Genomic DNA, 25,480 nt, shown 5'->3' on the forward strand with positions numbered 1-25,480 from the left:
CGCCTACCGGTTTATTGCAAAAAGTTCTTCAGCATGGCGTGGCCATGCTCCGTGAGGATGCTTTCCGGATGGAACTGCACTCCCTCCATGCGCACCGCGTGCGGCAGATCTTTGTGACGCACGCCCATGATTTCGCCATCATCCGTCCACGCAGTGACTGCCAGCTCTTGCGGACAAGTGGCCCGCTCAATAGCCAGTGAGTGGTAGCGGTTCACGGTGAATTGCTCGGGCAGGCCGGCAAACACCCCCTCTTGAGTGGTGGTGATGACGCTGGTCTTGCCGTGCATCAGCTCCTGCGCACGGATGATCTTGCCACCCAAGGCCGCACCAATGCTCTGATGCCCCAGGCAGACGCCCAGAATCGGCAGCTTGCCCATGAAGTGGCGAATGGCGGGCACCGAAATGCCCGCTTCATTGGGCGAGCACGGGCCGGGCGAAATGACCAGCCGGTCGGCGCCGCGGGCGGCAATGCCCTCGAGCGTGATCTCGTCGTTGCGGAATACCTCCACCTCTGCGCCCAACTCGCCGAAGTACTGGACGATATTGAAGGTGAACGAATCGTAGTTGTCGATCATCACGAGCTTCATACTGTTTCTCCTTGGCGCAAACGGGCAAACTCCCGGCGCTCAAATGCAATGGATGCGTCCATCAGGGCGCGATAAGCGGCTTCCAGCACATCGGCCTGGCCGCCCTGCTCTGCCGCCATGCGGCGCACGCGGGCGGCGATGAATTCAATGCGTTCCTGGTCGTGAACCTTGCTCGCATCCTGCTTGATGCGGGCAGCTTGGGTCATGTAGCCGGTGCGTTCCACCAGCAAGGCGGTAATGCGCTCATCCAGCGCGTCGATGTGGCTGCGCACTTCGGCCATGGTCTCGCAATGTTGTGCTTTGTTGGCGGTGATCATTGCAGCCCCTCCTCCACCAGCTCGGCGGCACGCAGCAGCGCGCGGGCCTTTGCTTCAGTTTCTTTCCACTCCAGTTCAGGCACGCTGTCGGCAACCACACCGGCAGCGGCTTGCACGTACAAGGTTTCGTTCTTGATGATGCCGGTACGGATGGCAATGGCCACGTCCATATCGCCGGCGTAGCTCAGGTAACCGCAAGCGCCGCCATAAATGCCGCGCTTGATAGGCTCCAGCTGGTCAATAAGCTCCATGGCGTGCACCTTGGGCGCCCCGGTCAGCGTGCCCGCAGGAAACGTGGCTTTGAGCACATCCATGCTGGTCATGCCGGCGTTCAAGGTGCCCTCTACGTTGCTCACGATATGCATCACGTGGCTGTACCGCTCCACGATGAAAGCGTCCGTCACCTTGACCGAGCCGATTTCGGCAATGCGGCCAATATCGTTGCGGGCCAGGTCGATCAGCATCACGTGCTCGGCACGCTCTTTGGGGTCATTGATCAGCTCGACTTCGGCGGCCTTGTCCAGCTCGGGCGTGGCGCCGCGCGGGCGGGTGCCGGCCAATGGGCGAATGGTGACTTTGGTGCCGGGCTTGTCGCCTGCGGTGATTTGTTCTTGCCGCACCAAGATTTCAGGGGACGCGCCTACCACCTGGAAATCCCCGAAGTTGTAGAAATACATGTACGGGCTGGGGTTCAGGGTACGCAGGGCGCGATAAAGGCTCAAGGGTGAAGCGGTGTAACGCTTTTTGATGCGCTGGCCCACCTGCACCTGCATGAAGTCGCCGCCGGCAATCAGCTCTTTGGCGCGCTCTACGGCAGCGATGTAGTCCGCCTTGGCGAAGTCGCGCTGGGCTTCAAAGCTTTGCGAAGGCTTGATATCCGGCGCGCTTACGGCCTGAGCCAGCTTGGCAAGAAGCTCGGCCAAGCGCGCCTGGCCGGCGGCATAGGCGCCGGGCAAAGCCGGGTCCACGTACACCATTAAGTGCAGCTTGCCGGACAGGTTGTCGATCACCGCCAACTCTTCGCACTGCAAAAGCAGAATGTCGGGGGTGCCTAACTCATCGGGCGGGCAGCTGTCCTGCAGCTTTTTCTCGATGTATCGGACAGCGTCGTACCCGAAGTAGCCCGCCAGGCCACCGCAAAAGCGCGGCATGCCGGGCTGCAAGGCCACCTTGAAACGCTGCTGGTACCGGGCAATGAAGTCCAAGGGGTTCAGTGCCGAGGTTTCCACCACCACACCATCAGTCACTACCTCGGTGTAGGCTGCCGCACCGAATCCGCTGGCACGCACCAGCGTGCGGGCAGGAAGGCCGATAAAGCTGTAGCGGCCGAAGCGCTCACCACCCACCACCGATTCCAGCAAAAAGCTGTTGGCAGCGGGTTCGGCTTCGCCGGCATTGCGGGCCAGCTTGAGGTACACAGAGAGTGGAGTTTCCAGATCCGCAAAGGCCTGGGTGCTCAGCGGGATGCGGTTGTAGCCTTGCGCTTGCAGGGCCAGAAATTCAGATTCAGTCATCGGGGGGCAGCGCCTCTCAAACAATCTATTCACGGGGGCTTGCAGGCAAGGCCTCAAGCCGGATAAGGATGCGCGCAATAGATCGGAGAGGAATCCGTGCCACTTGACCGCGCAAAGCTCACAATCCGTGCGCGTTGGCCGCTAGGTGCGGCCGGCAGGTATCAGAGCCCAGGCACAACAGACAAGGTACGCCAGGGCCAGGCTCCCCGGTCGCTCAAACCTGTTCTGCTGATGTGGTGGATAAACATGGACACAGTGTAGCAAACACGCCAGACGCAGAAATGGCCCGAAAACCACGTTACCCGCAAAAACCCTGATGTGCTTTTGCCCGCGCACCTGCACAATGCGTCTCTCACAAAAAAAGAACGGTCGTTCTATTTCAGGTGCCCCATGACATTGAAACACTCACTCCTCGCCGGTTTGCTCACCCTTTGCACCAGCCTCACAGTCATGGCGGCGACGGATATCAATGGCGTCAAAGTCGAGGACAACATCACGCTGGCAGGCAGCAAGTTGCAACTCAACGGTGCCGGAATCCGCTACAAGGCGATTTTCAAGGTGTATGTGGGGGAGCTGCACACCACGCAAAAAGTCAGCTCTCTCGATGAATTGATCGCTGCACCCGGCCCGAAGCGCCTGAGCATGACTTTTTTGCGCGAAATCGAGGCAGGCCCCTTCGGTAAATTGCTCACACGTGGCGTGGAAGATAACGTGCCCAAGAACGAAATGTCCAAGCTCGTACCCGGCCTGATCCGCATGGGCGACATCTTTACCGTCAACAAGGCGCTCATGCCCGGCGACGTCATCCACCTCGACTGGATTCCCGGCACCGGCATGGTGGTGACGGCCAAAGGCAAAGTTCAGGGCGAGCCCTTCAAGGAACCCGAGTTTTTCAAAGCCATCATGTCCATCTGGTTCGGCCCTTCACCTGCAGACTTCAAACTGAAGGAAGCCCTGCTGGGCCAAAAATAGTTCGCTGTACTCCAAGCCTCACAGGCCGGCATGGCGACATGCCGGCCTTTTTTTTGGTCTTCTGGTGGCTTCATGCACACAAGTGATGACAAACATCGCCCTTCCCTGTAGATTGCAATGCAGCAATTGCAGGATTCCTGAATAGACCCGGGGGCATGAATGAAATTGAGCTTGAAACTTCCACTCGCCTTTGCCTTTGCACTGGTGCTTTTGTTTTTAGGTGGGATGTTCGGGATCAGTACCCTGAACCATGCCGTGAGCACCTACCGGCTCGATGTACTGGACCATGTAGACGCCAACAAAAAGGCCGCGGACATTGCAGGCCAGTTTTCGGTGGCCATCCAGGAATGGAAAAACGTCCTGCTACGCGGAAAATCCCCCAAAGACCTGGACACTTACTGGAGCGCACACCAAAAAGAAATGGCCAAGGTCATTCAGGGAATCGACGCACTTTCCCAAGAGATGGATGACGAAAACAGCAAAGGCATAGCCGCCAAACTGGGTGTGTCTATGCGGGGTGCTGCCAAGGGCTATGAAGCCGCTTTTGAAGCCTACAAGGCCAGCGACTTTGACTTCGCAGCTGGCGATAAAGCAGCAAGAGGGAAAGACCGTGAAGCCGCTTCGCTGCTTCTGGAGCTTCGCAAACACCTCTCTGAAGAAGAAGCCAAGTCCTCCGAGGCGGCTAGCGCTTTGGCAGCGCGTGGCAGCACACTGGCCTATGGCGTCATGACGCTGGTCACGCTGATCGGCTTTGCAGGCAGCATCTGGATGAGCCGGCAAATTGTTCACCCGCTCAATGAAGCAGTGAGCGCCGCAGACAAGGTATCGCGTGGTGACCTGACCACCCGGCTGGACACCAGCGGCAAAGACGAAATATCCGACTTGCTGCGCTCTTTGCAGACCATGCAACAGAGTCTCTCGCACCTGGTCATCAAAGTCCGGGAAGGCGCAGAAAGCGTCTCCCACGCCAGCACAGAAATCGCCCAAGGCAACCACGACCTTTCCAACCGTACAGAGCAGCAGGCAACGGCTTTGCAGGAGGCCGCCGCCTCCATGGATGAGTTGGGTGCGACCGTCAGCCGCAGTGCCGATGGCGCTACGCAAGCCAACCACAAAGCCTTACAAGCGTCTGATGTCGCAGCCCGCGGTGGCGAAGTAGTGCATCAAGTGGTGGAAACCATGCGAGGTATCCATACATCTTCCAGCCGGATTGCCGAAATCATCAGTGTGATTGACGGAATCGCCTTCCAAACCAACATCCTCGCTCTGAACGCAGCGGTGGAAGCCGCACGTGCCGGCGAGCAGGGTCGGGGCTTCGCGGTCGTGGCCTCCGAAGTGCGCTCCTTGGCCGGCAGGTCGGCAGAGGCCGCTAAAGAAATCAAGAGCCTCATCGGTGCCAGCGTCGAGCAAGTGGAGTTGGGCAGTAGCCAAGTGGCCCGGGCCGGGCAGACCATGAATGAAGTGGTGGACGCCATCCGGGAAGTCACTGCCATGGTCGGTGAAATCACCACAGCCAGTGAAGAACAGCGGATTGGCGTCAACCAAGCGGGTAGCGCCGTGACGCTGATTGACCAGGCAACCCAGCAAAACGCTGCGCTGGTCGAAGAAATGGCCGCTGCGGCGTCCGGACTGCAACAACAGGCGCACGACCTAGTCGGTCTGGTCTCAGTCTTCAAAACCGGCTCCAACACCATGCAGCCGGCAGCACTATCCGCTTAAGAAGTTGCCTCAGGGGGAAATACATGAAACTCAAACATCAAATCATCGCATTGGGCTTGGTCGGAATTCTTGCGTCCGGGCTGGTAGGAGGCATCGGCCTTTTGCAAACAGCCCGCCTGTCTGCCGCCATCGATGACTCTGAAGCCATGTCCAGCGCGCTCCAGAACAGCCAGGAGGCCGACATGATGCACGACGCCATACGGGGCGATGTGCTTCTTCTGGTGCAAGGCGCAACTACCCAGAATGCCAATCAAATTGCCGAGGCCAGCAAGGGACTCGAAGAGCACGCCAAGACTTTCAACGACGCACTCGGTCAATTGGAGGAAAAGCCTCTGCCGCCGGACGTCAAAGCCATGTTGCAAGCTACCAAGCCCATGGTTCAGGAATACATTGCTGCGGCCAAGAAAGCACAAGAGCTAGCGGCCAAAGATTTAGCCGCTGCAGGTGCCACCATCGATAGCTTTCAGGTGGCCTTCAGCAAGCTTGAGGACCAGATGGCGAAACAAGCCGACGGAATTGAGAAAAGCGTGGAGGAGGCCCGGGCCGAGTCGCACGACAAGGTAACAAGTTCCAAGATTCAAGTCATGGTCGCGTGGCTGATTTCTACTTTTTTGCTTGTCGCTGGGGCCTTTTTCCTGGCACGGGAACTTTCGCAACCTATTGCCCATGCCGCATCGATTGCGAACGCACTATCTGAAGGCAATCTACACGCCGACATCCATCCCGCCGGTAGCGATGAAACCATTCAGCTGCTCAAGTCCATGGAAGCCATGCAGCGCAGCTTCAGCAACACAGTGCGCGCCGTGAAAAGCAGCGCGGACGCGGTCGCCACCGCCAGCGCCGAAATCGCCCAAGGCAACAACGACCTCTCCGCCCGCACCGAACAACAAGCCAGCGCTCTGGAAGAAACCGCAGCGTCCATGGAAGAACTCGGCTCCACCGTCAAACAAAACGCCGATTCCGCCCGTCAAGCCAATCAACTGGCCATGAATGCCTCTACCGTGGCTGTCCAAGGCGGAGAAGTCGTCGGCCAAGTCGTGGAGACCATGAAAGGCATCAACGAATCCAGCCGCAAAATTGCAGACATCATCAGCGTCATTGACGGCATTGCCTTCCAGACCAACATCCTGGCCCTGAATGCTGCCGTAGAAGCCGCACGCGCCGGAGAACAGGGCCGGGGCTTTGCCGTCGTCGCCTCAGAAGTCCGGTCCCTCGCAGGACGGTCCGCCGAAGCCGCCAAAGAAATCAAAACCCTGATCAACGCCAGCGTAGAGCGGGTAGAGCAGGGAAGCAGCCTGGTCGACAAAGCCGGTGAAACCATGACCGAAGTGGTGAGCAGCATCCGACGGGTGACCGACATCATGGGAGAAATCAGCGCAGCCAGCTCAGAACAGAGTGCAGGAGTCTCCCAAGTCGGAGAAGCAGTCACCCAGATGGACCAGGCTACCCAGCAGAACGCTGCCTTGGTGGAAGAGATGGCAGCGGCTGCCAGCAGCCTGAAGAGTCAGGCCAATGATCTGGTGCAGGTGGTGGCGGTATTCAAACTGGGCAACGAAAGCCACGGCGGTTATTCCAGCAGCAGCCCGTCCAGCGGTGGTAGTCACGCATTGGCAAGCCCTATGCCCAAAGCAGCCGTGCGGTCCAACCCGCCCCAAAAGCTGAACTTTGCTGGGCCCGAGCGTAGGGCCGCGGCTGCGGCAAGTTCAGCCAAAACTGCGCCCAAGCCAGCCGCAAAACCGGCGGCCTCACCGGCCAAAGCCCCGCCGGTGCTGACTGCTCAGGCCGTCTCACCTCCCAAGACCAGCAGCCGCGTCACGCCTGCGGGTGGGGATGATGATTGGGAGACTTTTTAAGCCCAGCGGAAGTCCGCGAGGCGGTCGACCACAGCGTCAGCATCCACTTGGTGGACAGGCTGGCCGTGGTTGTAGCCGTAGCTCACCAGCAGCACCGGGCAACCGGCAGCGCGGGCGGCTTGGGCGTCATTGCTGGAGTCACCCACCATCAGGGTGCGCGCAGGGACTACGCCCATCTGTTCACAAGCGAATAGCAAAGGCATGGGGTCGGGCTTCTTGCGTTCTACGGCATCGCCACCAACCACCAGACTGAAATAGCCTGCAAGGCCCTTGTCGGCCAGCAGGGTTTTGGCAAAGGCAGTGGGCTTGTTCGTGACACAAACCATCTTCAAGCCCTGCTGTTTCCAGTTATCCAAGCCTTGCATCACTCCGGGGTACACCTTGGAGTAATGGCCATTTACTGCCACATAGTGGCGCTGATAGGCTGCCCATGCCGATTCGTAAAGTGCTACATTTTCCATAGCAGCTTGCGCATTATCGATGTGCGCCAGCAGGCTTTTTATCAAGTGCTCAGAGCCCTTGCCGACCATTTTTTCCACCAGATCTTGATGAACGGTGAATGTATTGAAGGGCTCCGGCAAATCGGCCAGCATGCGCTGCAATGCTTGCGCAAAATCGCCCAAGGTGTCGACCATGGTGCCGTCCAGGTCGACGATGACGGCGTCCAGCGCAGTGCGGGACCAGCGTGCCATTTCGCTCACGTAATTTTCTCCAGGGGTTGTCGGGCTTGTATCCAAGCCACCAGCGCTTCGACTTCCATGGGGCGCCCGAACCAGTAACCCTGGCCCTTTTGGCAACCCATCGCAGCCATCTCGGTAGCCTGTTCCGCGGTCTCAATACCTTCTGCCACCGTACCCAACTTCAGCGTCGCGGCCACCCGCAGGGTGGCTTCAATCAATACACGGTGGTACTCGCTCTTGTCGAGCAGATTCACAAATGAGCGGTCGATTTTGATCGAACTCACTGGCAACTCATGCAGGCACGCGAGCGACGAGTAGCCGGTTCCAAAGTCATCCAGTGACAGTGCTACTCCCATGGCTCGCAGTTCCTGCAAGGTGGTCTGCACCAGCGCATCCTGGGCGGCCAAGCTCTCGGTCACTTCCAATACCAGCTGCCGGGGCTCCATATCTGCGCTGCGAAGAGCGTCACGCACCATGTCTACCAAACCGGGCTCCCGCAACTGTGCGCGGGACAGGTTCACAGACATGCTGGGCGGCGCGGTAGAACCCAGGTCCCGCTGCAGTTGCGCAAACGTCTGGCAGGCTGTCTCCAACACAAACTGCCCGAGTGCGGCAATCACACCGCACGCCTCCGCCAAGGGAATGAAGTCCACCGGCGAAACCGCGCCACGCACCGGGTGCTGCCAGCGCACCAAGGCCTCCACACCTGCCAACTGGTGCCCCGGCAGGTGGAGCAGTGGCTGATACACCACCCGCATTTCCCGGTTGTCCAAAGCCTGGCGCAAGTCGTTCTCCAGAGAAACAGAGTCACTCACCTGCGAGCGCATCAGCGGATCGAACAACACATAGCGCGCACGGCCCGTTCGCTTGGCTTCGTACATCGCAATATCAGCGTCGCGCAGCACGCTATCCGCATCGTCTTCGGTATGGGTGCTGGTCACGATGCCGATACTCACGGTGGATGTCACCCGGTGTCCATCCAGCACATACGGAGCCGCCAGCACATCGAGGAGGCGGCCTGCAACGTGGATGGCGTCCAGGTCACCGCGGATATCGTCAAGCAGGACCACAAACTCATCGCCCCCGATACGGGCTGCCACTTTGTCAAAGTCTCCGCTATGGGCAAAGCTGTCCCCGGGCCGCAGGCTGTCCTCGAGCCGGCGGGCAATCTGGCGCAACAAAGCATCCCCTACGGTGTGGCCCAATGTGTCGTTGACTTGCTTGAAGCGGTCAAAGTCCATGAACAACACCGCAAAGTGGTAACCGGGCTCTACCCGGCGTCGCGCCAATGCAGCGCGGATCAACTCCACCATGACCGTGCGGTTGGGTAGCGCAGTGAGGTCATCGGTACGCGCTGCGGTGCGCAGCTGTTGCTCCAGCGCTTTCTGGGCGTTCACGTCCATCGCCACTCCGGCCAAGCGCAAAACGCGCCCCTGCACAGACCGGTCTGCGGCGCGACCTGCAAAAAGGATCCACACCCAACGCCCGGAATGGTGACGTAAACGCACCGAGAGGCGGTGTTCATTGGACTCATCCCGCAGATGCTGGCGCAAGGAGTCTTCCCAGGTCTGCACGTCGTCAGGGTGGATCAGGTTCAGCCAGGTCGCTGAACGAGGCGTCAATGCGCCATCCGGGTAACCCAGAATCTGCTGCATGCGCGCGTTCCACCCCACACTGTCTTCCACCAGGTCCCAATGCCAGATACCGAGCCCGGCGCCGGAAACTGCGAGGGACAGAATCTCCTGTTGGGTGCGTACGGCCGTGAGGTCGGTCGCCACCAGAACCCAGCCGGACATGGTGCCGTCCTCATCCCGTATGGGCTGCATGTCGACCAGCACCCATCCAGCTCGGCATTTTTGGCGATCACACGCACTTCGCGTTTGATGCCCTGTCCTCGCGCCAGTGCCTCGGTGAACTCCGTGAAATGGGTCGGATCTGCGCTGCGCGCCTTGAGCAAGGTACCGATGCGACGTCCCCGGCACTGGTCAGGTGTGTAGCTGGTGAGATCGCTGAAGGCTTCATTGATCCACACCACGCGGTGCATGCCGTCAGTGATGGCAATGGCATTGGAGCTCAGTTCTGCCACCTTGGCCATGCGTTTGAGTCGGTCGGCCTGACGGGACAGCGCCTCGTACTGGCGACGCACGGCCCGGGCCGTCGGCTCCACCAAGGCAAATGACAGCACCAAGCCCAGCACCGCGATACCGCCCACAACGCTCCAGATGGTGGTGACCACGCGCCGGCTTCGGTGGGCAACATCAGTCTGTACCGCTTGATTGAGGGCATAAACCGCTGACTCCACCCGCTGCGTGGCAAGCCGCGCAGCTTCCAGACGGGATTTGGCACCCGCCGCCGGAGCCTTGGTGTCCGTTTTCCATTCGTCCAGAAGGGGCCACAAGGCATCCGTACTCTGCTTCCAGTCTGCGAGCGCAGTTGCCACGGCGGCCGAAGCTGACGGTGTATGGCGGGCTTGCTTGCGCAGCAACCCATCCAGGGCAGCAGCCTCCTTGCGCAAACGCTGCATGGAGGCCAACAAGGCGTCCTTGCCCGCACGCCCGTTCTGCACTGCCTCAACTGACAAGTCGAGGCGCTGCGCCGTTACGCGCTGTTCCGCTACGGACTGCAGAATTTCAATATCGAGCTGTCGCTCGTCCTGCCACTGCTGCGACAAAACCCCACGCAATGCGCCCAACACCACCAGCAACAGTAAAACGCCATACATCGCCACCCGCACGCGGATATGGGAATTCCGGCCTTCGAGCCACGACCGGCCGAAGTTATCCCTGACCAGGACGGTTTTGGCCAATGCGTTGTCCAAATCGCTCACCGAGTCAGGAAGGGGCTGCCCACTCAGGCAGCCAGCGCAACGCGCATGGCGTCAACCACCGACTTGTAGTCCGGTTTGCCGAAGATGGCGCTGCCCGCCACAAAGGTGTCTGCGCCCGCATCGGCCACGCGGCGGATATTGTCGGTTTTGATGCCGCCGTCCACTTCAAGGCGGATGTCTTTGCCGCTGGCATCAATGCGCTTGCGGGCTACCTCTATCTTGCGCAGGGCCGAGTCAATAAAGCTCTGGCCGCCGAAACCGGGGTTGACACTCATGATGAGGATAAGGTCAATATCGTCGATCACCCAGTCCAGCACATCCAGGGGCTCGGCGGGGTTGAACACCAGACCGGCCCTCACGCCCTTGGACTTGATGGCCTGCACGCTGCGGTGCACGTGGCCGGAGGCATCGGGGTGAAAGCTGATGTAGTCCGCACCTGCTTCGGCAAAGCTGGCCGCCAGCGCGTCTACCGGAGAGATCATCAAGTGGACATCAATCGGCACAGCGACCCCTTCGGCGGTCTTGGCATGGGGCTTCAAGGCGCTGCAGATCATGGGACCGAAAGTCAGGTTGGGCACATAGTGGTTGTCCATCACATCAAAGTGAATCCAATCCGCGCCGGCGGCGATCACATTTTTGACTTCCTCACCCAGGCGGGCAAAGTCGGCAGAGAGGATGGAAGGGGCAATACGGTAGGTCATGACAACGACGTCCAGGGAGGGGTTTCGGGTTTGTGGGGGTATTTCGAATCGCACATTTTCGCAGGTAGCATTGCCGGATGGCCAAATACGCATTCCTGGTGGAAGTCAAACCCCAATATCTGGCGGATCAATCCGCGCCGCATGAGGACCTGTATGTCTTCGCGTACACCATCACCATCACCAATATCGGCGAAGTGACGGCGCAATTGATCTCCCGCACCTGGAATGTGAATGACGCCACCGGCCACACCGAACGCGTCAAAGGCCTGGGCGTGGTGGGCCAGCAACCTCTGCTCAAGCCCGGCCAGTCTTTCGAATACACCAGCGGAACCCGCTTGCGCACCCCCACCGGCACCATGCACGGCAGCTTTTTCTGCGTGGCCGAAGACGGCGAGAAATTCGATACCGACATTCCCATGTTCGTGCTGGATGCTCTGAGTGATGCGGGTGGTCCCCGCACCCTGCATTGAAGCCCCGCATGGCACGTGTTGACTTGTCGGCCCTGCTGGAGCAACTGGCCAGCCCCGCACCGGCCGTAGAGCGGCACATCTGGCTGATCCGCCTGCTGGCTTGGGTGCGCGGCCCGGAACAAACGCCTGAGCCCGCTGTCGCACGCGTAGCCTTGTTGCTGGATGTGTTGGAGGCCCGGCCTGAAACCACGCAGCAGTTGCGCGCGTGGTGGGCGGAGCTGCTGGGCACTGTGGACGGTAGCACCCTGCTTTCGGATTACGGATTCGGCTCGCGCAACGCCTTCATGAGCGAACTGGTGGAGCGCCTCAACCGCAAATTGCTACCCGCCACCCCGGAAACCCAGGACGCATCCGAACTCTTTGCGCTGGTGCTCAATGACCCGCGGGACGCCCGCTGGATTGCCGCGCTCCCCGCAGAGACCCTGAGCCGCTTGGCAGCGCTGCTCAGTTTGCCGGAGGCCTCAGCCAGTGCACTGAAGGCATCCCGCCCGGTCACGGTGTGGCAACACACCTTGCTGCATGCCCTGACTTTTTGTATCAGCCAGATACGCGCTACCGGCTTCTCGCAGGAAATGCGCCTGCGCATGAGCAGCCCTCTGCGGGATGGCACCCCCTTTCACACCCTGGCCAGCGACCTGGACCAGGTGCTGGACACCTGGTTGCAAGGCGCGGACACTTCTGACGCCGTGCTGCATTTCCGCAGCCAGCTCGACGCCTGCCGACATGCAGCCGCCACGGTGTACAGCCATCTGGATGCCCATGGCATTTCGGTGGATCTGGTCTTCCGCCTGAGGCAATTGCGTGAGCGCGTGCTCCGGGTCCGCGCCCTGCTGGACTGTCTGCTGGAGGACACCCAGCACGTCGCCACGGCCCGCCTGGTCTCGCACCTGGCCAGCGTTGGTCAAGAGCAGCGCAGTGTTGGGGCCCTCATTTCGTCCAACTCCTCACTGCTTGCGGCCAAAGTGGCCGAGCGCAGCTCGGAGACCGGAGAGCACTACATCACCCGCACACGCGCCGAGTACCGCGCCATGCTGGGCAATGCTGCAGGCGGGGGGGCGCTGACTGCGCTGACCACCGCCATGAAGTTCGGCATCATGGCACTGGGCCTGTCGGCCTTCTGGTACGGCTTCTGGTCCGGGGTGATGTACGCCGCCAGCTTTGTGCTGATCCAGATGCTGCATTTCACGCTTGCCACCAAGCAGCCCGCCATGACAGCGCCTGCCATGGCCGCCAAGCTGAAAGACATTTCAGACTCCCAAGCACTGCAAGCCTTTGTGGATGAGGTGACGCACCTGGTGCGCTCCCAGGTGGCAGCTGTCATAGGCAACGTGGCGATCGTGTTTCCGGCAGCTGTCCTGCTGTCTGCTGTACTTCTGCTGGTGACCGGCGCGCCCATGCTCACCCCGGAGAAAGCGGACTACGTGCTGCACTCCCTCACCCTGCTCGGACCCTCCCTGTTGTTTGCCGCCTTCACCGGCGTGCTCTTGTTTTCGAGCAGCATCGTCGCGGGCTGGGTGGAAAACTGGTTTGTGCTGCACCGGCTGGATTCGGCCATCCGCTACAACCCGCGCATCACCGCATGGCTGGGCGCCGCGCGTGCGGACCGGTGGGCACACTTCATGCGGCACCACATTTCAGGATTGGCCGCCAACATCTCGCTGGGCATGATGCTCGGGCTGGTGCCCGCCATTCTGGCTTTTATCGGTCCGGCGCTGGACGTGCGCCACGTCACCTTGTCTGCCGGGCAACTTGGAGCAGCGTGTGCCGCATTGGGCTGGGACGTCGTGCGCAACCCGGCCCTGTGGTGGGCCGTGGCCAGCATTCCGCTGATCGGCTTGCTCAATGTGGGCGTGAGCTTTTATCTGGCGTTCCGGGTGGCGCTGCAGGCGCACAACGTGTCAGGTATCGACCGCTCACGCATCCGCAGCAGCATCTGGCAACGCGTGCGCCAGGCCCCGATGAGCTTTCTGTGGCCGGCCAAAGAATGAGCGACCTCGGCGAATTTGCGCTAATCGCGCGCTACTTCGAGCGCAGCCAGCACCCCTTGCCCACCCAGGTCGTGCTCGGTATCGGAGATGACTGCGCCCTGCTGCAGCCCACCCCCGGCATGCAGTGGGCCATCAGCAGCGACATGCTGGTCAGCGGCCGGCACTTCTTCGCAGATGTGAACCCGCTCACCCTGGGCCACAAGGCGCTGGCGGTCAACCTGAGCGACCTTGCGGCCTGTGGCGCAAGGCCCGTGGGCTTTACCCTCGCACTCAGCCTGCCCGATGCCGATCCGGCGTGGCTACAAGGTTTCTCGCAAGGCCTGTTTGCGTTGGCCGATGCGCACAACTGCCCGCTAGTGGGCGGAGACACCACGCGGGGCCCGCTCAATATTTGCATCACGGTCTTCGGCGAAACCCCGCCCGGCCAGGCGCTGTTGCGCAGTGGTGCCCGTGCTGGAGATGACATCTGGGTCAGCGGCACTCTGGGCGATGCGGCCCTCGCGCTTCATTGCCTCTGGGGTCGCGACCAGTTGCCCGCCGAAGCATTTGCCCTAGCACGCCAACGGCTCGAACAGCCCCCCCCCCGCGTGGCACTCGGGCAGGCCTTGCGCGGCATCGCCACCGCAGCAGCCGATGTCAGTGACGGCCTGTTGGGCGACCTGGGCCACATCCTGGAGCGCAGCCATGTCGGCGCAGAGCTGGAGGCACTGGACGCTATCAATTTGCTAGCTGCTCGCGCACACTTTACCGGCGCCAGCGGCACTTTTGATCCAAATTCACAGACCGACAGTACCGCACTGCGCTATGTACTCAGCGGCGGGGACGACTATGAGCTGGTGTTCACCGCAGCGCCGGAACACCGCCTGCAGGTCCAGGCCGCGGGTACACACAGCGGTACCCCGGTCACCCGCATCGGCCGCATCGTTCGGGACCCCGGTGTGACCGTCAAAGCGCCGGACGGGTCTGCACTGCACGGACCGTGGGCCAGCTTTGACCATTTCGCGACGTAATGCACTGCACACCCATGTAAAACTAAGTAAACGAGACTTTATGCCTTGGTCTACGCAAGTCTTTGTTTGACAATATCAGGCCGCGCGCGAAAGCTGCCGTGGCTTTGTGTGTAGAACTACCTTGGAGCGCAAGTGCCCACCGATACCCCGGCAGCCAACGGCTATGTATTCAAGCAGCTCAAGCGGCTGGGCTTGTCGGACGCGTTGGCTTTGCAAACCGCCCCCATGGTCAAGGTGCAAGCCTTCGACGCCGGCAAGCGACTGTGGACCAAGGGCAACGAGATCAAACATTGGATGTTCATCATTCAAGGACTGGTCTCTGCGTCTGTACCGACCACCAACTCCGAGTCCACGCCGATTTCTGTCTATGGGCGTGGCGCCTGGTTCGGGGAACAGTCCATCATCAACCGCAAGCCCAGTTTTGCGGACTATGTGTGCCTCACGGCCACGGAGGTGCTGACGCTGCCTGCCGCCCAGTTCGACCAGCTGTTTGTGACCGAACCCAACTTCGCGCGCTTTGTCGCCAAGCTCATGGCTTGGCGGGTGCAGAAAACGTCGGAAACACTCACCCTGATGAAGCTGGGCAACCCATGCATGCGCGTCGTCATGGGCTTGGCGCAGTTCTCAGAAGCCCTGGCCTACCGCTCAGACCGGCCACCCACCATCGGCTTTGGTGAGGGGGTGGAGATCCCGATCGCACAAAACACTTTGGCTTCTTTGTGCGGGGTGTCACGCACCCTGTTCTCCGAGTACGTGCAGCAACTCGCGCAGCACGGTTGGCTCAAGCTGTCGTACGGCAAGTTGGAAATCCTGTCGATTCACACCTGGCACGCCTTTGCGCGCAGCCAGCGGGAAGACAGTGTGAACAACCTGAACGCCAGCATCCAGGAATTGCTGGAGCTCCTGCGCACGCTGGACGCGGCCTGATCACAGGCCGCTATAGCTGCCGCGTCGGCAGCAGCGTGTTCAGGATAAGAGGGAGTAACGCGTTTCCAATACGGGCGGGCGCACCGGTGCTTTGACCGGCTCCGGCGGGCGAGTCACTTCAGCTGCCTGCAACACGTCCCGCGCACGCAGGTTGAGTGTACGCACTGGCTCTGCGGCGGGGCTGCCCAGGAAGAAGCCTTGGGCCATGTCCACCCCGAGGTTCTTCATGGTGCGCAATTCCACCTCGCTCTCCACCGACTTGGCGACCAACAGGGCGTTGTGGTTGCGAGTCAGGCGGACCATGCTGCGGACCACCCGGCTTTGCTCACCATCGACAGCAATGTTGTGGGTCCAACGGGGCGCCATTTTCACCACGTTAGGCAGCACTTTGGCCCAGGCCTTCATGCTGCTCTCGGACGCCTTGAAGTTGTCCAGGGCAATCGTGACACCGGCGTCGCGCAAAGGGCGCAATGCCTCGACCAGCACATCCAGCTGCGGAATGCGGGTGTAACCGGCAAGGTCCAGCCCCATGCGGCGTGGTGATATCTGGTGCTTGCGCATCAGGTGGAGCAACATGCCCGCTGCGTCAGACTCCTGCAGTTGCACCAGCGTCTGTGCACTGAAATTCACGAACAGCTGGCCTTTGCCGCTCTGGGCCATCCAGCGCTCCATGGAAAGCTCCAGGCAAGCCAGCTCGAAGTTCTTCAGGCAGCGCTCACGATGAGCGGCTTCCAGCAGCGCTTCGAAGCTGGTTTCCGCCATTTTGCGGGGAGCACGAACCAAGGCCTCCTGGCCGAGGATCACACCGCTGCGCAAATCGATCATGGGCTGGTACACCGGCTCCAGGGCTCGCTCTGCGAGCAGATTCATCACCCGCAATGTTGAAGACGCTTTTCCTGCACCGAACCAGCCTTGTACTTTAGACAACCAATCAGACATACATCACTCTCTTTATCAATCCCTATTCACAGGCCTGCAGGCACTGTGGGTTCAAACTGTTCATCCCTGCGCTCCTGGTGCCACCTGCCATTCCGCTCCACCACGGGTACCAGGCTTTGCAATTTGCGTGACATGGACTTGGCGTAATGCCGCAAGGCCGACTTCAATGCTTGTGCAAACGAGGGCACCATGACCTGTAACAGCACTTGTTGCTGCTGGTCATCCGGAATGGCGGTTTCCAGCGCCTGCAACAAGGCCACAGCAAAGTTCTCGGCACTGAAGGGGTTGCTGGGCGCCTTGTAAAAGCGCAGGCATTCGATCTGCAAACCGACCATTACTTCCAGCTCCGGGCCACAGGTGCTCTCCAGCACTGTCACGATGCGACCGGTACGGACCTTGCGGACCATCTCCAGGTCGCCGGAGAGTTGCATTTCACCCTCCAGGCTCCAGTCGCCGGGGTTGCTGTTGCGGCGCGAGGGCGGCGGGTCACTGCGCAACATTCCCAGCGAAACCTGCAAGCGCTTTTGCAGCGCCAACTGGAATTCGCGGGACAAGGCCGGGGACAGCTCCATCAGCTTCAGGCGGCTGCCCTTGCTGAACAACTCATGGACAGGTGCATTGAAGCCCTGCCAGGAAGGCCCACGGCTGACATAGTTTTCCTGCGACTTGGTGACATCCCAGGTGATGGACAAGGCGTTGCCCATCAGACTCTGGGCATCTGCCAGAATCTCCAACACGGTGGCCAAAACGGGGTTGTTACTCATAGCTCCAACGCAAAATGCTGTTTGAACCCGATTAAATGGGGTCCGGCGCGAGGCGACAAACCCAACCGTCCACCGCTGAACATTTGCCCTGTAAAGCTTTCGCCCATGAGCCGTCTCGCCCTGACCCGCACCAAGATTTACAACACCGTAGCCCGCCAACTGCACGGGCAGGTGCCTTGCTGGGTGTGCGGAAAACACGTCACGCCCGAAGACGCCACGCTGGAGCACATCCGCCCGCAAAGCGAGGGGGGAAGTAGCCACCTGGAGAATTTGGCGATCAGCCACGGCGCCTGCAACCGGGGGCGCCATATTCCGCCACACCCGGCCTGAACCCTCTTTATTCATGGCGCAAGGCGTCTATGGGATCCATGCGGGCAGCACGGCGGGCCGGAAAGTAGCCGAACACCACGCCGATGCCGGATGAAAACACCAGCGACAGCACGTTGATACTCGGGTTGAACACATAGGGCAGCTGCATCAGCTGCGCCAGTGCCAGCGTGGCGCCTGTAGCGAGCACAATGCCCACCAGCCCCCCCAGTGCCGCCAGCACCACGGCTTCCATCAGAAACTGCAGCAACACCTCGCGCTCCAGCGCGCCGATAGCCAGTCGCAAGCCGATTTCGCGGGTGCGCTCGGTCACGCTGACCAGCATGATGTTCATGATGCCGATACCCCCCACCAACAGGCTTACCGCAGCCACGGCCCCCAGCAGCATGGTCATCACCTGCGTGGTACCTGACAAGGCTTCCGCCAGCTGCTGGGTGTCAAGCACATTGAAGTTGTCATCATCACCATCGGCCAGCTTGCGGCGCTCGCGCAGGAGCTGGGTGATGGCGGCCTTGACCCGGTTGCTGTCGCTGCCGTCCTGCATGGACACGAGGAGCGTGCCCACATGCAGGTTGCCGGTCACACGGCGCTGCAGGGTGTGCAGGGGCACCATGACCACATCGTCCTGGTCGTTGCCCATGGCGGCCTGGCCTTTGGAGGCCAGAACGGCCACCACCTCACACGAAAACTGTTTGACGCGTATCTGCGCCCCCAGCGCCGGCTGGTTCCCGAAGAGCTCGCGGCGCACCGTCTCCCCGATGATGCACACCGCAGAGCCCGCCTGCTGCTCCTCATCGGTGTAGCGCCGGCCTTGGGCCAGCGTCCAGTTGCTCACCTCCAGCCAGTCACTGGTGCTGCCGGTCACACTGGTCGTCCAATTGCGGCCATTGGCCACCACGGTCACACCGCTGCGAGCCTCGGGTGCTACGGCCTGAATGCCGCCAATCTGGGTGGCAATGGCCTGGGCATCGCTCTCTTTGAAGGACGGACCGCCGCCGCCCCCCGCTCCCTGCCTCTGGCCGGGGCGCACCATGAGCAGGTTACTCCCCAAGCTGGAAATCTGGTTTTTCACCGCCAGCGTGGCGCCCTGGCCCAGGGTCACCATGGTGATGACCGCACTCACCCCGATCACGATGCCCAGAATGGTCAGAAACGAACGCAGCAGATTGCGGCGGATGGAGCGCAATGCCAAGAGCAGGGTGCTAAGCAGCATGGGCCACCTCCGCAACAGGGTGCGGGTTGCGCACATCGGATGCCACCACTCCATCTACAAAACGCACCATGCGCTTGGCATAGGCCGCCATGTCGGGCTCGTGAGTGACCATGAGCACCGTAATGCCGCGGTCCACATTCAGGCGCCAGAGCAGCTCCATGATTTCATGGCTGCGCTGCGTATCCAGATTGCCGGTGGGCTCGTCCGCCAGCAGCACGGCCGGCTCGGTGACGATGGCACGCGCAATGGCCACGCGCTGCTGTTGCCCGCCGGAGAGCTCGGCCGGTGTGTGGTGCTCCCAGCCCGCCAGCCCCACCGATGCGAGGGCGCGGGCAGCTGCCGCTTTGCGCGTTACGGGCGATTCACCCCGGTACAGCAGGGGCAACTCCACGTTCTCCTGCGCCGAGGTCCGTGCCAGCAGATTGAAGCCCTGAAACACAAAGCCGATGTACCTGCGGCGCAGGCGCGCCCGCTGATCGCGGCTGAGGTTTTGCACCTCCACACCTTGAAACAGGTAGCGGCCCGTAGTGGGCGTGTCCAGACAGCCCAAGGTATTCATGGCCGTGGATTTCCCCGAACCACTGGGGCCCATGATGGCAACGAATTCGCCGGCCGTAATGTCCAGGTCCACCCCTTTGAGCGCCTGGAACCGGGTGGCTCCCATGCCGTAATCGCGTGTGATGCCGCGCAGGCGGATCAGTGGTTCGGGCTCGCTCACTTCGCAGCCCCGGCTGTACGCTGGTCGGTGATGACCTTATCGCCCACGTTCAGGTCGCCCGTGGTGACTTCGGTCATGCGGCCATCTGAAATGCCGGGGGTGACGGACACGGCCACTGCCGCCCCATCGCGCAGCACCCAGACCTGGCGTTTGCCGGACGTGTCGCCCGCAGTTTTGCGCGCTGCACCGCCGGGCATGCGGGGAATGAGGCTGGACACAATGCCGCCACTGCTCTTGCCGGCAGCGGCAGTCGCCGCCGGACTGAAACGCAGCGCGGTGTTGGGCACCAGCAGCGCATCGCTCCGTTCGGTGGCAGCGATGGTGGCGGAAGCGGTCATGCCGGGGCGCAGGCTCAGGTCCCGGTTGTCCACCTCCAGGTAGGTGATGTAAGTCACCACGTTGTCAGTGGTGGTGGAGCCGAAGGCCACACGCGTCACCTTGGCGGGATACTTGCGCGAAAGGTAGGCGCTCACCGTGAAGCTGGCGTTTTGTGCCACCTGCACCGCACCCACGTCGGCCTCATCCACATTCACTTGCAGGCGCAGCTTGCTCAGATCTTCGGCCACGGTGAACAAAGTCACCGCCTGCAAAGAGGCCGCTACCGCATTGCCCGGGTCCACGGTACGGGTGAGCACCACGCCATCAATGGGCGAGCGGATTGAGGCTTTGGACAGATTGGTCTCATCGGTCGCTGCAGCTGCGGTGGCATCCGCCACCGACGCTTGGGCGCTCAGCTCAGAAGACTTGGCGGTTTCCCACGTAGCGCGGGCCGTGTCCAGCTCCGTTCGGGCCGGTACCTTGCCGCCCGACAGACGGGACACTTCTTCCAACCGGTCCAGGCTGGTGCGGGCCTCGCGGGTAGCAACTTGCGCCTGCGCCAGCTTGGCCTGGGCCGAAGCCAGCGTGGCGCGCGAGCGCTTGACCAGGTCCCCCAGCTTGGCGGTATCCAACTCGACCAGCACCTGGCCTTTTTTGACGCGGTCATTCACATCCACCAGCACGCGCGAGACCGTGCCCGACAACTCACTGCCGATGCTGACCGAGCGGGTGGGCTGCAAGGTGCCATTGGCCGTGACGGACAAGGCGATCGGGCCCCTTGCCACAGTCTCTGTCACATAGACCGGTGCCTGTGCGGCCTGGGTGCGCTTGCTCCAAATGACATAGCCCCCCACTGAAGCCACCACGAGCAAGGCCACACCCCACACCCAAGGCCTGCGCCACCAAACGCCGGCCACGGGCTCGTTGACCAGCGCCAGCACATCTTCTTTTTTTAAGGCAGCCAAAGCGCCAGGTGCGGATTCCGGCGTCTTGGGGGAGGTGTCTTCAATCAGGTTCATAAAAAGTACTGCAGTAGAGGCGTCAAGGGGGTAGACAGGTCAGCGGCTAAGACCAGCCACCGCCCAGCGCCTTGTAGAGGCGCACGTGGTCGGCACTGACGTCGGCCCGGGCGGAGGCCACGCTGTCCTGGGTAGACAGCAAAGTGCGTTGGGTGGTGAGTACGGTCTGAAAGTCAATCAACCCGCTCTGGTAGCGCTGGCTGGCCAGCGTGGCCGCAGCCTGCGCGGCATCGGCAGCAGCTTGCAACTGCTGCAGGCGCTGGCGGTCGCCCTGCAAAGCGGCCAGTGCGTCTTCCACTTCTTTGAGCGATGTGAGCACGGTGGCGCGGTAACTCTCGTAGGTCTGGGCCAGTGCCGCCTCCTGCGCACGCACGTTGGCTTTGGCGGCGCCGCCGTCAAGCAGCGGTGCAGCCACACTGGCCAACAGGCTGCTGGCGAGCGACGCACCATCAGTGAGCGCCCCCAGGGTGAGCGACTTGAGCCCCAAGGTGCCGCTCAGGCTGAAGCCGGGGTAACGGGCGGCTTCAGCCTGCGACACGCGGGCACGGGCCGCAGCCACCTTGAATTCGGCCGCGCGCACGTCGGGCCGCTGGCGCAAGGTATCGGCCGGCAAACTCAGCGTGAGCGACTCTTCTGGCACGGGAACCGGCTGTGCAGGGGCAAGTGCCTCCGTTAACGCTCCGGGCGTCTGGCCGGTCAGTACCGCGATGCTGTGCAAGGTTTTGCTGATGCTGGTCTGCAGCGCGGGAATCTGGGCCGCCGTTTGGGCTACTGCAGTAGCGGCCTGCTCCACCTCAACGGCCGTCGTCAATCCGGCCTGTGCGCGCCAGCGGACGATTTGCGCAGTTTCGGTCTGGCTTTGCAGGTTGCTTTGTGCAATCGCCAACTGGGCCTGCGTACCGCGCAGCTGGATGTATGCCACCGCCACTTCTGCTGCCACCGACACCTGCACACTGCCCAGGGTGGTGAGGGCCGCATCCGCGTCGGCCTGGGTGGCGTCTACCGCGGCACGCTTGCCTCCGAAGATGTCGGGCTCCCAGCTGGCATCCAGGCCGGCGGCAAAGCTGTTGCCGGCGGTGGCACTACTGCCGGTGCCGGATGTGCTGCGCTGTGCCGATGCGGTTGCCGACACGCTAGCACCCATGGCCGCCTGCTTGCCATCGCGCAACGCGCGGGACTGCTGCAAAGCGGCCAGGGCGCTGGTGATATCGGTATTGGAATCCAGTGCGCGCAACACCAGGGCACTGAGCTGGGGGTCGTTAAACCGGCCCCACCAAGCGGCAAGGCGAGTGGCTTCGGCAGCACTGCTGCCGGCTGCAGTCCCCCCGGGCGCTGCCTGCGTCCAACGGGCAGGAATAGGCATGGCCGGGGGTTCAGGCGCGGAGGACCTGGCGGGCGCGAACAGTGCACACCCGCCCAAGGCGGCCACCACACCAGCCAGCGCGGTATGCCGCACAAAGGAGGGAAAAGAGGGAACAGATTTCAAAACACACCCGGGGCAACAAGAACTGCCCTGATAGTGACGGCGCCACTTGAAACGTCTGTGCGCTCGAGGTGAAGCTTTGTAAAGCTAGCTGTCTTGTGTCAACCGGGCGGACACGCCAGGCGGGGCGGCCGAACGCAGGTAGTCGGCCAAGGTGCGGCCCGGTTCATCCTCGAACCGGGCCGCGGCGCCTTCCAGCACATGCACCTGCTGCATGCGGTCGAGCCGGAAGCTGCGGAAGGCCTGCCGGGTTTCGCACCAGGCGGCCAGGGTCCAGACGGCGCCCCAGTAGAAACAGCCCAGAGGCCGCAGGGTTCTTTGGCTGGAGCTGCCGCTTGCATCCCGGTAGTCGGCCCGCACCCTGCGCTGGGCCTGCGCCGCCTCGCGCAAGATTTGCAAGGTGGCCCGCACCTCGGGCGCCAGCCCCACCGGCGGCGCGTACACCGCCATGCTCTGCGCTGCAGTGCGCGCAGCGGGTGGCAACACCGACAAAATCTTGCCCAGCGCCACCTGGCTGCTGCGGGCCAACACCGGGTCCTGCCAGACCTGTGCCATGCGCACGGAGGCCACCAGGGCGCGGGCTTCGTCGGCGGTGAACATCAGCGGCGGCAACTCAAAGCCTTGCCCCAAGCGGTAGCCCACGCCGGCCTCGCCTTCGATGGGAACGCCCTGGTGCTGCAGGTCGGCCACATCGCGGTACACCGTGCGCTCCGACACTTCCAGCCGCTGCGCCAGAAACGCGGCAGTAGTCAGCCGCCGCCCCCGGATGAGCTGGACGATTTGGAACAGACGGTCGGCGCGACGCATGAATTTGAGAGTGTTGTGGGGTGTTGGCGCCCATGATACCTGCGCGGGCAGCTACCAAAACCATAGCGCCGACTACCGCACCGACGCTTCAATCCGGCTTTGAGTAAGCTTGCGACATGAACAAATACCTCGCCACTTATGCGGCCACGGCCCTTGTGCTCCTGATGCTGGACGTGCTGTGGATCGGCGGGCTGGCCAAGTCCATGTACCAAGAAGGCATCGGCCACCTGATGGCGGAGCAACCGCGCTTGGGCGTAGCGGCCCTCTTTTATGCGCTGTACCCGGTGGGCTTGCTGGTGTTTGTGGTGGCACCCCGGGGGATGACAGACGGCTGGTCCGTTACTTTGGTGCACGCGGCACTTTTCGGACTCGTGGCCTATGCCACCTACGACCTCACCAACCTGGCCACGCTCAAAGGCTGGCCGGTGGGTCTGGCGATACTGGACATGGCATGGGGATGTGTGGCGAGCTGCGCAGCGTCTGCGGCAGGCAAGCTGGCGTTTCAGCGTTTTGCATAAAAACATAGCAAATCAACGTCGGCTTGCATGGCGTGTGCAATCCGCAGCATATCGGCGTCGCTCACCACGAACAGCCCGAACCGGAACTTATAGCCCCAGCGGCTGCGGTCCTCCACAAACTCCAAGGCGTCCAGCAACGGGGCGATAGGCGCCTCCAGTGCCGGCACATACGCCACATCGCGCCGGAACGGCACGAAGCCGCCGCCCATGTCGAAGGGATACACCGCCCCCTGCTCCACCAGGCCAATGGACACAAAAGCCTGCAGCTTGTCTTTGCCGCCCATGGTGACGGTGGGGCTGTAGTACACCACCCTGTCGCCCGGCGCCACACGCCGCAGGGGTGCGCTCTTGCCGTGGCAGACCTGCATATAGCCCTGCCCGGCTTGGGCGCAGCCCCTGCGGGCGTGCGCCGCGCAGGCCACGGCAATCCAGTTCTTGCGCATGGCCATGGCTCAGGCCTCTGCGTGCAAGCCGACGCGGTTGCCGTCCAGATCGGTGATGTGGGCGAAGTAGCCCATGCCCGGCGGCAAGGCGGTGCGGGGCAGCGCAATCGCGCCACCTTGTGCCAGCACGCGGGCCAGTGCCGCATCCAGCGAGGGCGATGCGTCCAGATACACCAGCGTTCCGCCACTGGACAGCGCGGGTGCCGTGGGGCCTTGCATCAAGGCACCGCCGGTGCCGGACTGCGGGTCGTAGGCAAAGACCGCACCCTCGCTGGGGCCCATGGATTCACGGCGCATGGGGTGGCCCAGCACAGACTCATAAAAAGCCTGGGCGGCGTCCAGACGGGTGGTGGGAATTTCGAACCAGCTGATAGCGTTGCGCATTACATGCTCCTGCAAAGTGAATGAAGGTGCTGATGGTGCGGGGGTGCTGCTGACACCGTGGTGTCAGCAGGCTGCAAAAGCTGCGTCACCTGAATGTCGTCATATTCCTGCAACGCGCCTCCCGCAGGATGGGCGTCATCGCATTTTTTTGAAGAGGTTTTGCCATGGCAGTGTCTGAACAACGCGTCCACACCCGCGCCACCTATTTCCGCCTCGGTACCGGGACCCAGACAGCGTCTTACTTTGTGTTCCGCGACGCGGACAAGCCCGATGCGATTGCCGCGCTGATACTGGACATCAGCGAAGGCGGGGTGCAAATCCTGTCGCAAGCAGGCTCCTACCTGACCGGCAAATCATTCCGTCTGGATTTGCATGTGGCCAGTGCGGATGGGTTCGAAGTGGTGGATGGCGGCGAAGTCCAGTGGGTATGGTCGCAGCCCGACGGCATTTACACCCGCAGCGGCTTTGTATCCCGCGCCGAGGGCCACAGCCTGGCCACCCTGCTGCAAGGCCTGCCCGTGGAGAACGAGCAGGTGATCCGCTGCGCGCTCTACCCCGTGGGTCACATGGCGTTGGCCTGAGCGGCAGACGATTTGGCAAGTGCGCGGGCGGCTTGGGTCTGCCCGCCGTATCCCCAGTCGCTGGCCGGCACTTCCCGCACGATCACATAGCTTGCAGGTTCCAGCCCCTGGCCGTGGCCGAGTTGGGCCTCCAGCTCGGCGAATGCGCGTTCAATAAATGCCGCCTTCTGCGCCGCCGTATTGGTGCCTTGGGTGATGCTGATCTCCAGCATCGCAGTAGCGCGCTGCACATCGGTCCCCCTCACGTGCCACCGCGCGGCGGGCACGTCGTCGATGACCACCGCCGTAACCTCTGCACGTTTGCCTAATTCCTCTGTGGTGATGCGCGTCATCGTTTCGGCCAGTGCGCGATAGCGAGATGGGTTTTGAAGTGGCGAGACTTTGAGTTGCAAAGTTGGCAT

The 25,480-nt window shown here is 61.9% G+C and carries 27 protein-coding genes; 10 read left to right on the forward strand and 17 right to left on the reverse strand.

Translation table 11 applies throughout. From position 1 onward, the window contains the following. Window positions 1–11 precede the first annotated feature (11 nt). From AEP_RS10325 to AEP_RS10335, 3 genes are read right to left on the reverse strand one after another with little or no spacing between them, the layout of a single operon-like run. Window positions 12–587 (reverse strand): anthranilate synthase component II, encoded by a 576-nt coding sequence (locus tag AEP_RS10325; protein WP_087495298.1) that lies wholly within the window; start codon window positions 585–587, stop codon window positions 12–14. Continuing rightward, on the reverse strand, window positions 584–904 hold the full coding sequence (locus AEP_RS10330; RefSeq protein WP_087495299.1) for a chorismate mutase: 321 nt from the start codon (window positions 902–904) through the stop codon (window positions 584–586). The genes AEP_RS10325 and AEP_RS10330 overlap by 4 nt, the downstream gene beginning before the upstream one ends. Beyond that, window positions 901–2,418, reverse strand: coding sequence for an anthranilate synthase component I family protein (locus AEP_RS10335; RefSeq protein ID WP_087495300.1), 1,518 nt, complete (start codon window positions 2,416–2,418; stop codon window positions 901–903). The genes AEP_RS10330 and AEP_RS10335 overlap by 4 nt, the downstream gene beginning before the upstream one ends. 390 nt (window positions 2,419–2,808) lie before the next feature. Between AEP_RS10335 and AEP_RS10340 the strand changes: the two genes are divergently transcribed. The 3 genes from AEP_RS10340 (at window position 2,809) to AEP_RS10350 (ending at window position 6,962) form a co-directional block, all read left to right on the forward strand. Next, window positions 2,809–3,390, forward strand: a complete 582-nt coding sequence (locus AEP_RS10340) for a chalcone isomerase family protein (RefSeq protein ID WP_087495301.1) — start codon at window positions 2,809–2,811, stop codon at window positions 3,388–3,390. A 171-nt stretch (window positions 3,391–3,561) separates the two neighbouring features. Next, window positions 3,562–5,109, forward strand: coding sequence for a methyl-accepting chemotaxis protein (locus AEP_RS10345; protein ID WP_232459806.1), 1,548 nt, complete (start codon window positions 3,562–3,564; stop codon window positions 5,107–5,109). 23 nt (window positions 5,110–5,132) lie between these two features. Then, entirely contained in the window at window positions 5,133–6,962 is a 1,830-nt protein-coding gene (locus AEP_RS10350) for a methyl-accepting chemotaxis protein (protein ID WP_087495303.1), read from the forward strand. On the opposite strand, the gene AEP_RS10355 is transcribed toward AEP_RS10350, so the two are convergent. From AEP_RS10355 to rpe, 4 genes are read right to left on the reverse strand one after another with little or no spacing between them, the layout of a single operon-like run. Next, window positions 6,959–7,654, reverse strand: coding sequence for a phosphoglycolate phosphatase (locus AEP_RS10355; protein WP_087497280.1), 696 nt, complete (start codon window positions 7,652–7,654; stop codon window positions 6,959–6,961). The two genes, AEP_RS10350 and AEP_RS10355, sit on opposite strands and share 4 nt — an antisense overlap. A 5-nt stretch (window positions 7,655–7,659) precedes the next feature. Further along, window positions 7,660–9,378, reverse strand: coding sequence for a putative bifunctional diguanylate cyclase/phosphodiesterase (locus AEP_RS10360; protein ID WP_232460002.1), 1,719 nt, complete (start codon window positions 9,376–9,378; stop codon window positions 7,660–7,662). Further along, window positions 9,261–10,460 carry a PAS domain-containing protein gene (locus AEP_RS21030; RefSeq protein WP_157673124.1) on the reverse strand — a complete coding sequence of 400 codons (1,200 nt, stop codon included), beginning with the start codon at window positions 10,458–10,460 and terminating at the stop codon, window positions 9,261–9,263. The genes AEP_RS10360 and AEP_RS21030 overlap by 118 nt, the downstream gene beginning before the upstream one ends. 32 nt (window positions 10,461–10,492) lie before the next feature. Beyond that, window positions 10,493–11,170, reverse strand: a complete 678-nt coding sequence (gene rpe / locus AEP_RS10365; RefSeq protein WP_087495305.1) for a ribulose-phosphate 3-epimerase — start codon at window positions 11,168–11,170, stop codon at window positions 10,493–10,495. Between the two features lie 77 nt (window positions 11,171–11,247). Between rpe and apaG the strand changes: the two genes are divergently transcribed. The 4 genes from apaG to AEP_RS10385 all read left to right on the forward strand — a co-directional run bounded on the left by apaG (window position 11,248) and on the right by AEP_RS10385 (window position 15,565). Beyond that, window positions 11,248–11,640 carry a Co2+/Mg2+ efflux protein ApaG gene (gene apaG, locus AEP_RS10370; protein ID WP_087495306.1) on the forward strand — a complete coding sequence of 131 codons (393 nt, stop codon included), beginning with the start codon at window positions 11,248–11,250 and terminating at the stop codon, window positions 11,638–11,640. A gap of 8 nt (window positions 11,641–11,648) precedes the next feature. Continuing rightward, a complete protein-coding gene (locus tag AEP_RS10375) occupies window positions 11,649–13,628 on the forward strand; it encodes a site-specific recombinase (RefSeq protein WP_087495307.1) in 1,980 nt (659 codons plus the stop codon). Next, window positions 13,625–14,638 carry a thiamine-phosphate kinase gene (thiL, locus tag AEP_RS10380; RefSeq protein WP_087495308.1) on the forward strand — a complete coding sequence of 338 codons (1,014 nt, stop codon included), beginning with the start codon at window positions 13,625–13,627 and terminating at the stop codon, window positions 14,636–14,638. Before AEP_RS10375 ends, thiL begins: the two co-directional genes overlap by 4 nt. Window positions 14,639–14,770: 132 nt before the next feature. Continuing rightward, on the forward strand, window positions 14,771–15,565 hold the full coding sequence (locus tag AEP_RS10385) for a Crp/Fnr family transcriptional regulator (RefSeq protein ID WP_232459807.1): 795 nt from the start codon (window positions 14,771–14,773) through the stop codon (window positions 15,563–15,565). Between the two features lie 39 nt (window positions 15,566–15,604). Here the strand turns inward: AEP_RS10385 and AEP_RS10390 are convergent, their stop codons facing one another. Both AEP_RS10390 and AEP_RS10395 read right to left on the reverse strand, forming a co-directional pair. Beyond that, window positions 15,605–16,504: an EAL domain-containing protein gene (locus AEP_RS10390; protein WP_087495309.1), complete on the reverse strand. Its 900-nt coding sequence runs from the start codon at window positions 16,502–16,504 to the stop codon at window positions 15,605–15,607. Between the two features lie 26 nt (window positions 16,505–16,530). After that, window positions 16,531–17,268 (reverse strand): hypothetical protein, encoded by a 738-nt coding sequence (locus tag AEP_RS10395; protein ID WP_087495310.1) that lies wholly within the window; start codon window positions 17,266–17,268, stop codon window positions 16,531–16,533. Window positions 17,269–17,373: 105 nt separating this feature from the next. Between AEP_RS10395 and AEP_RS10400 the strand changes: the two genes are divergently transcribed. Next, window positions 17,374–17,598, forward strand: coding sequence for an HNH endonuclease (locus tag AEP_RS10400; protein WP_087495311.1), 225 nt, complete (start codon window positions 17,374–17,376; stop codon window positions 17,596–17,598). A 7-nt stretch (window positions 17,599–17,605) separates the two neighbouring features. Here AEP_RS10400 and AEP_RS10405 read toward each other — a convergent pair whose 3' ends face one another. The 5 genes from AEP_RS10405 to AEP_RS10425 form a co-directional block, all read right to left on the reverse strand. After that, window positions 17,606–18,808 carry an ABC transporter permease gene (locus AEP_RS10405; protein ID WP_087495312.1) on the reverse strand — a complete coding sequence of 401 codons (1,203 nt, stop codon included), beginning with the start codon at window positions 18,806–18,808 and terminating at the stop codon, window positions 17,606–17,608. Next, on the reverse strand, window positions 18,798–19,472 hold the full coding sequence (locus AEP_RS10410; protein ID WP_087497282.1) for an ABC transporter ATP-binding protein: 675 nt from the start codon (window positions 19,470–19,472) through the stop codon (window positions 18,798–18,800). Before AEP_RS10410 ends, AEP_RS10405 begins: the two co-directional genes overlap by 11 nt. Window positions 19,473–19,522: 50 nt before the next feature. Continuing rightward, window positions 19,523–20,863: an efflux RND transporter periplasmic adaptor subunit gene (locus tag AEP_RS10415; protein WP_087495313.1), complete on the reverse strand. Its 1,341-nt coding sequence runs from the start codon at window positions 20,861–20,863 to the stop codon at window positions 19,523–19,525. 46 nt (window positions 20,864–20,909) lie between these two features. Further along, on the reverse strand, window positions 20,910–22,349 hold the full coding sequence (locus AEP_RS10420) for an efflux transporter outer membrane subunit (protein ID WP_232459808.1): 1,440 nt from the start codon (window positions 22,347–22,349) through the stop codon (window positions 20,910–20,912). 84 nt (window positions 22,350–22,433) lie between these two features. After that, the gene (locus AEP_RS10425) at window positions 22,434–23,153 is read right to left on the reverse strand and encodes a helix-turn-helix transcriptional regulator (protein WP_087495315.1); all 720 of its coding nucleotides are present in this window, start codon (window positions 23,151–23,153) and stop codon (window positions 22,434–22,436) included. Between the two features lie 116 nt (window positions 23,154–23,269). Between AEP_RS10425 and AEP_RS10430 the strand changes: the two genes are divergently transcribed. Further along, window positions 23,270–23,671 carry a DUF2177 family protein gene (locus AEP_RS10430; RefSeq protein ID WP_087495316.1) on the forward strand — a complete coding sequence of 134 codons (402 nt, stop codon included), beginning with the start codon at window positions 23,270–23,272 and terminating at the stop codon, window positions 23,669–23,671. Here the strand turns inward: AEP_RS10430 and AEP_RS10435 are convergent. Beyond that, window positions 23,656–24,120 (reverse strand): EVE domain-containing protein, encoded by a 465-nt coding sequence (locus AEP_RS10435; protein ID WP_087495317.1) that lies wholly within the window; start codon window positions 24,118–24,120, stop codon window positions 23,656–23,658. The two genes, AEP_RS10430 and AEP_RS10435, sit on opposite strands and share 16 nt — an antisense overlap. Window positions 24,121–24,123: 3 nt before the next feature. Then, window positions 24,124–24,498 carry a VOC family protein gene (locus tag AEP_RS10440; protein WP_087495318.1) on the reverse strand — a complete coding sequence of 125 codons (375 nt, stop codon included), beginning with the start codon at window positions 24,496–24,498 and terminating at the stop codon, window positions 24,124–24,126. A gap of 164 nt (window positions 24,499–24,662) precedes the next feature. Between AEP_RS10440 and AEP_RS10445 the strand changes: the two genes are divergently transcribed. Next, the gene (locus AEP_RS10445) at window positions 24,663–25,079 is read left to right on the forward strand and encodes a PilZ domain-containing protein (RefSeq protein ID WP_087495319.1); all 417 of its coding nucleotides are present in this window, start codon (window positions 24,663–24,665) and stop codon (window positions 25,077–25,079) included. Here the strand turns inward: AEP_RS10445 and AEP_RS10450 are convergent. After that, on the reverse strand, window positions 25,061–25,480 hold the full coding sequence (locus AEP_RS10450; protein WP_087495320.1) for a tautomerase family protein: 420 nt from the start codon (window positions 25,478–25,480) through the stop codon (window positions 25,061–25,063). The two genes, AEP_RS10445 and AEP_RS10450, sit on opposite strands and share 19 nt — an antisense overlap.

It is taken from the genome of Curvibacter sp. AEP1-3, assembly GCF_002163715.1.
GTDB lineage: Bacteria > Pseudomonadota > Gammaproteobacteria > Burkholderiales > Burkholderiaceae_C > Allorhodoferax.

Coding starts and splice junctions, on each gene's coding strand:
- AEP_RS10325 (WP_087495298.1), bottom strand. CDS start 587: ATGAAGCTCGTGATGATCGACAACTACGATTCGTTCACCTTCAATATC.
- AEP_RS10330 (WP_087495299.1), bottom strand. CDS start 904: ATGATCACCGCCAACAAAGCACAACATTGCGAGACCATGGCCGAAGTG.
- AEP_RS10335 (WP_087495300.1), bottom strand. CDS start 2,418: ATGACTGAATCTGAATTTCTGGCCCTGCAAGCGCAAGGCTACAACCGC.
- AEP_RS10340 (WP_087495301.1), top strand. CDS start 2,809: ATGACATTGAAACACTCACTCCTCGCCGGTTTGCTCACCCTTTGCACC.
- AEP_RS10350 (WP_087495303.1), top strand. CDS start 5,133: ATGAAACTCAAACATCAAATCATCGCATTGGGCTTGGTCGGAATTCTT.
- AEP_RS10355 (WP_087497280.1), bottom strand. CDS start 7,654: ATGGCACGCTGGTCCCGCACTGCGCTGGACGCCGTCATCGTCGACCTG.
- rpe (WP_087495305.1), bottom strand. CDS start 11,170: ATGACCTACCGTATTGCCCCTTCCATCCTCTCTGCCGACTTTGCCCGC.
- apaG (WP_087495306.1), top strand. CDS start 11,248: ATGGCCAAATACGCATTCCTGGTGGAAGTCAAACCCCAATATCTGGCG.
- AEP_RS10375 (WP_087495307.1), top strand. CDS start 11,649: ATGGCACGTGTTGACTTGTCGGCCCTGCTGGAGCAACTGGCCAGCCCC.
- thiL (WP_087495308.1), top strand. CDS start 13,625: ATGAGCGACCTCGGCGAATTTGCGCTAATCGCGCGCTACTTCGAGCGC.
- AEP_RS10390 (WP_087495309.1), bottom strand. CDS start 16,504: ATGTCTGATTGGTTGTCTAAAGTACAAGGCTGGTTCGGTGCAGGAAAA.
- AEP_RS10395 (WP_087495310.1), bottom strand. CDS start 17,268: ATGAGTAACAACCCCGTTTTGGCCACCGTGTTGGAGATTCTGGCAGAT.
- AEP_RS10400 (WP_087495311.1), top strand. CDS start 17,374: ATGAGCCGTCTCGCCCTGACCCGCACCAAGATTTACAACACCGTAGCC.
- AEP_RS10405 (WP_087495312.1), bottom strand. CDS start 18,808: ATGCTGCTTAGCACCCTGCTCTTGGCATTGCGCTCCATCCGCCGCAAT.
- AEP_RS10410 (WP_087497282.1), bottom strand. CDS start 19,472: ATGGGAGCCACCCGGTTCCAGGCGCTCAAAGGGGTGGACCTGGACATT.
- AEP_RS10415 (WP_087495313.1), bottom strand. CDS start 20,863: ATGAACCTGATTGAAGACACCTCCCCCAAGACGCCGGAATCCGCACCT.
- AEP_RS10425 (WP_087495315.1), bottom strand. CDS start 23,153: ATGCGTCGCGCCGACCGTCTGTTCCAAATCGTCCAGCTCATCCGGGGG.
- AEP_RS10430 (WP_087495316.1), top strand. CDS start 23,270: ATGAACAAATACCTCGCCACTTATGCGGCCACGGCCCTTGTGCTCCTG.
- AEP_RS10435 (WP_087495317.1), bottom strand. CDS start 24,120: ATGGCCATGCGCAAGAACTGGATTGCCGTGGCCTGCGCGGCGCACGCC.
- AEP_RS10440 (WP_087495318.1), bottom strand. CDS start 24,498: ATGCGCAACGCTATCAGCTGGTTCGAAATTCCCACCACCCGTCTGGAC.
- AEP_RS10445 (WP_087495319.1), top strand. CDS start 24,663: ATGGCAGTGTCTGAACAACGCGTCCACACCCGCGCCACCTATTTCCGC.
- AEP_RS10450 (WP_087495320.1), bottom strand. CDS start 25,480: ATGCCAACTTTGCAACTCAAAGTCTCGCCACTTCAAAACCCATCTCGC.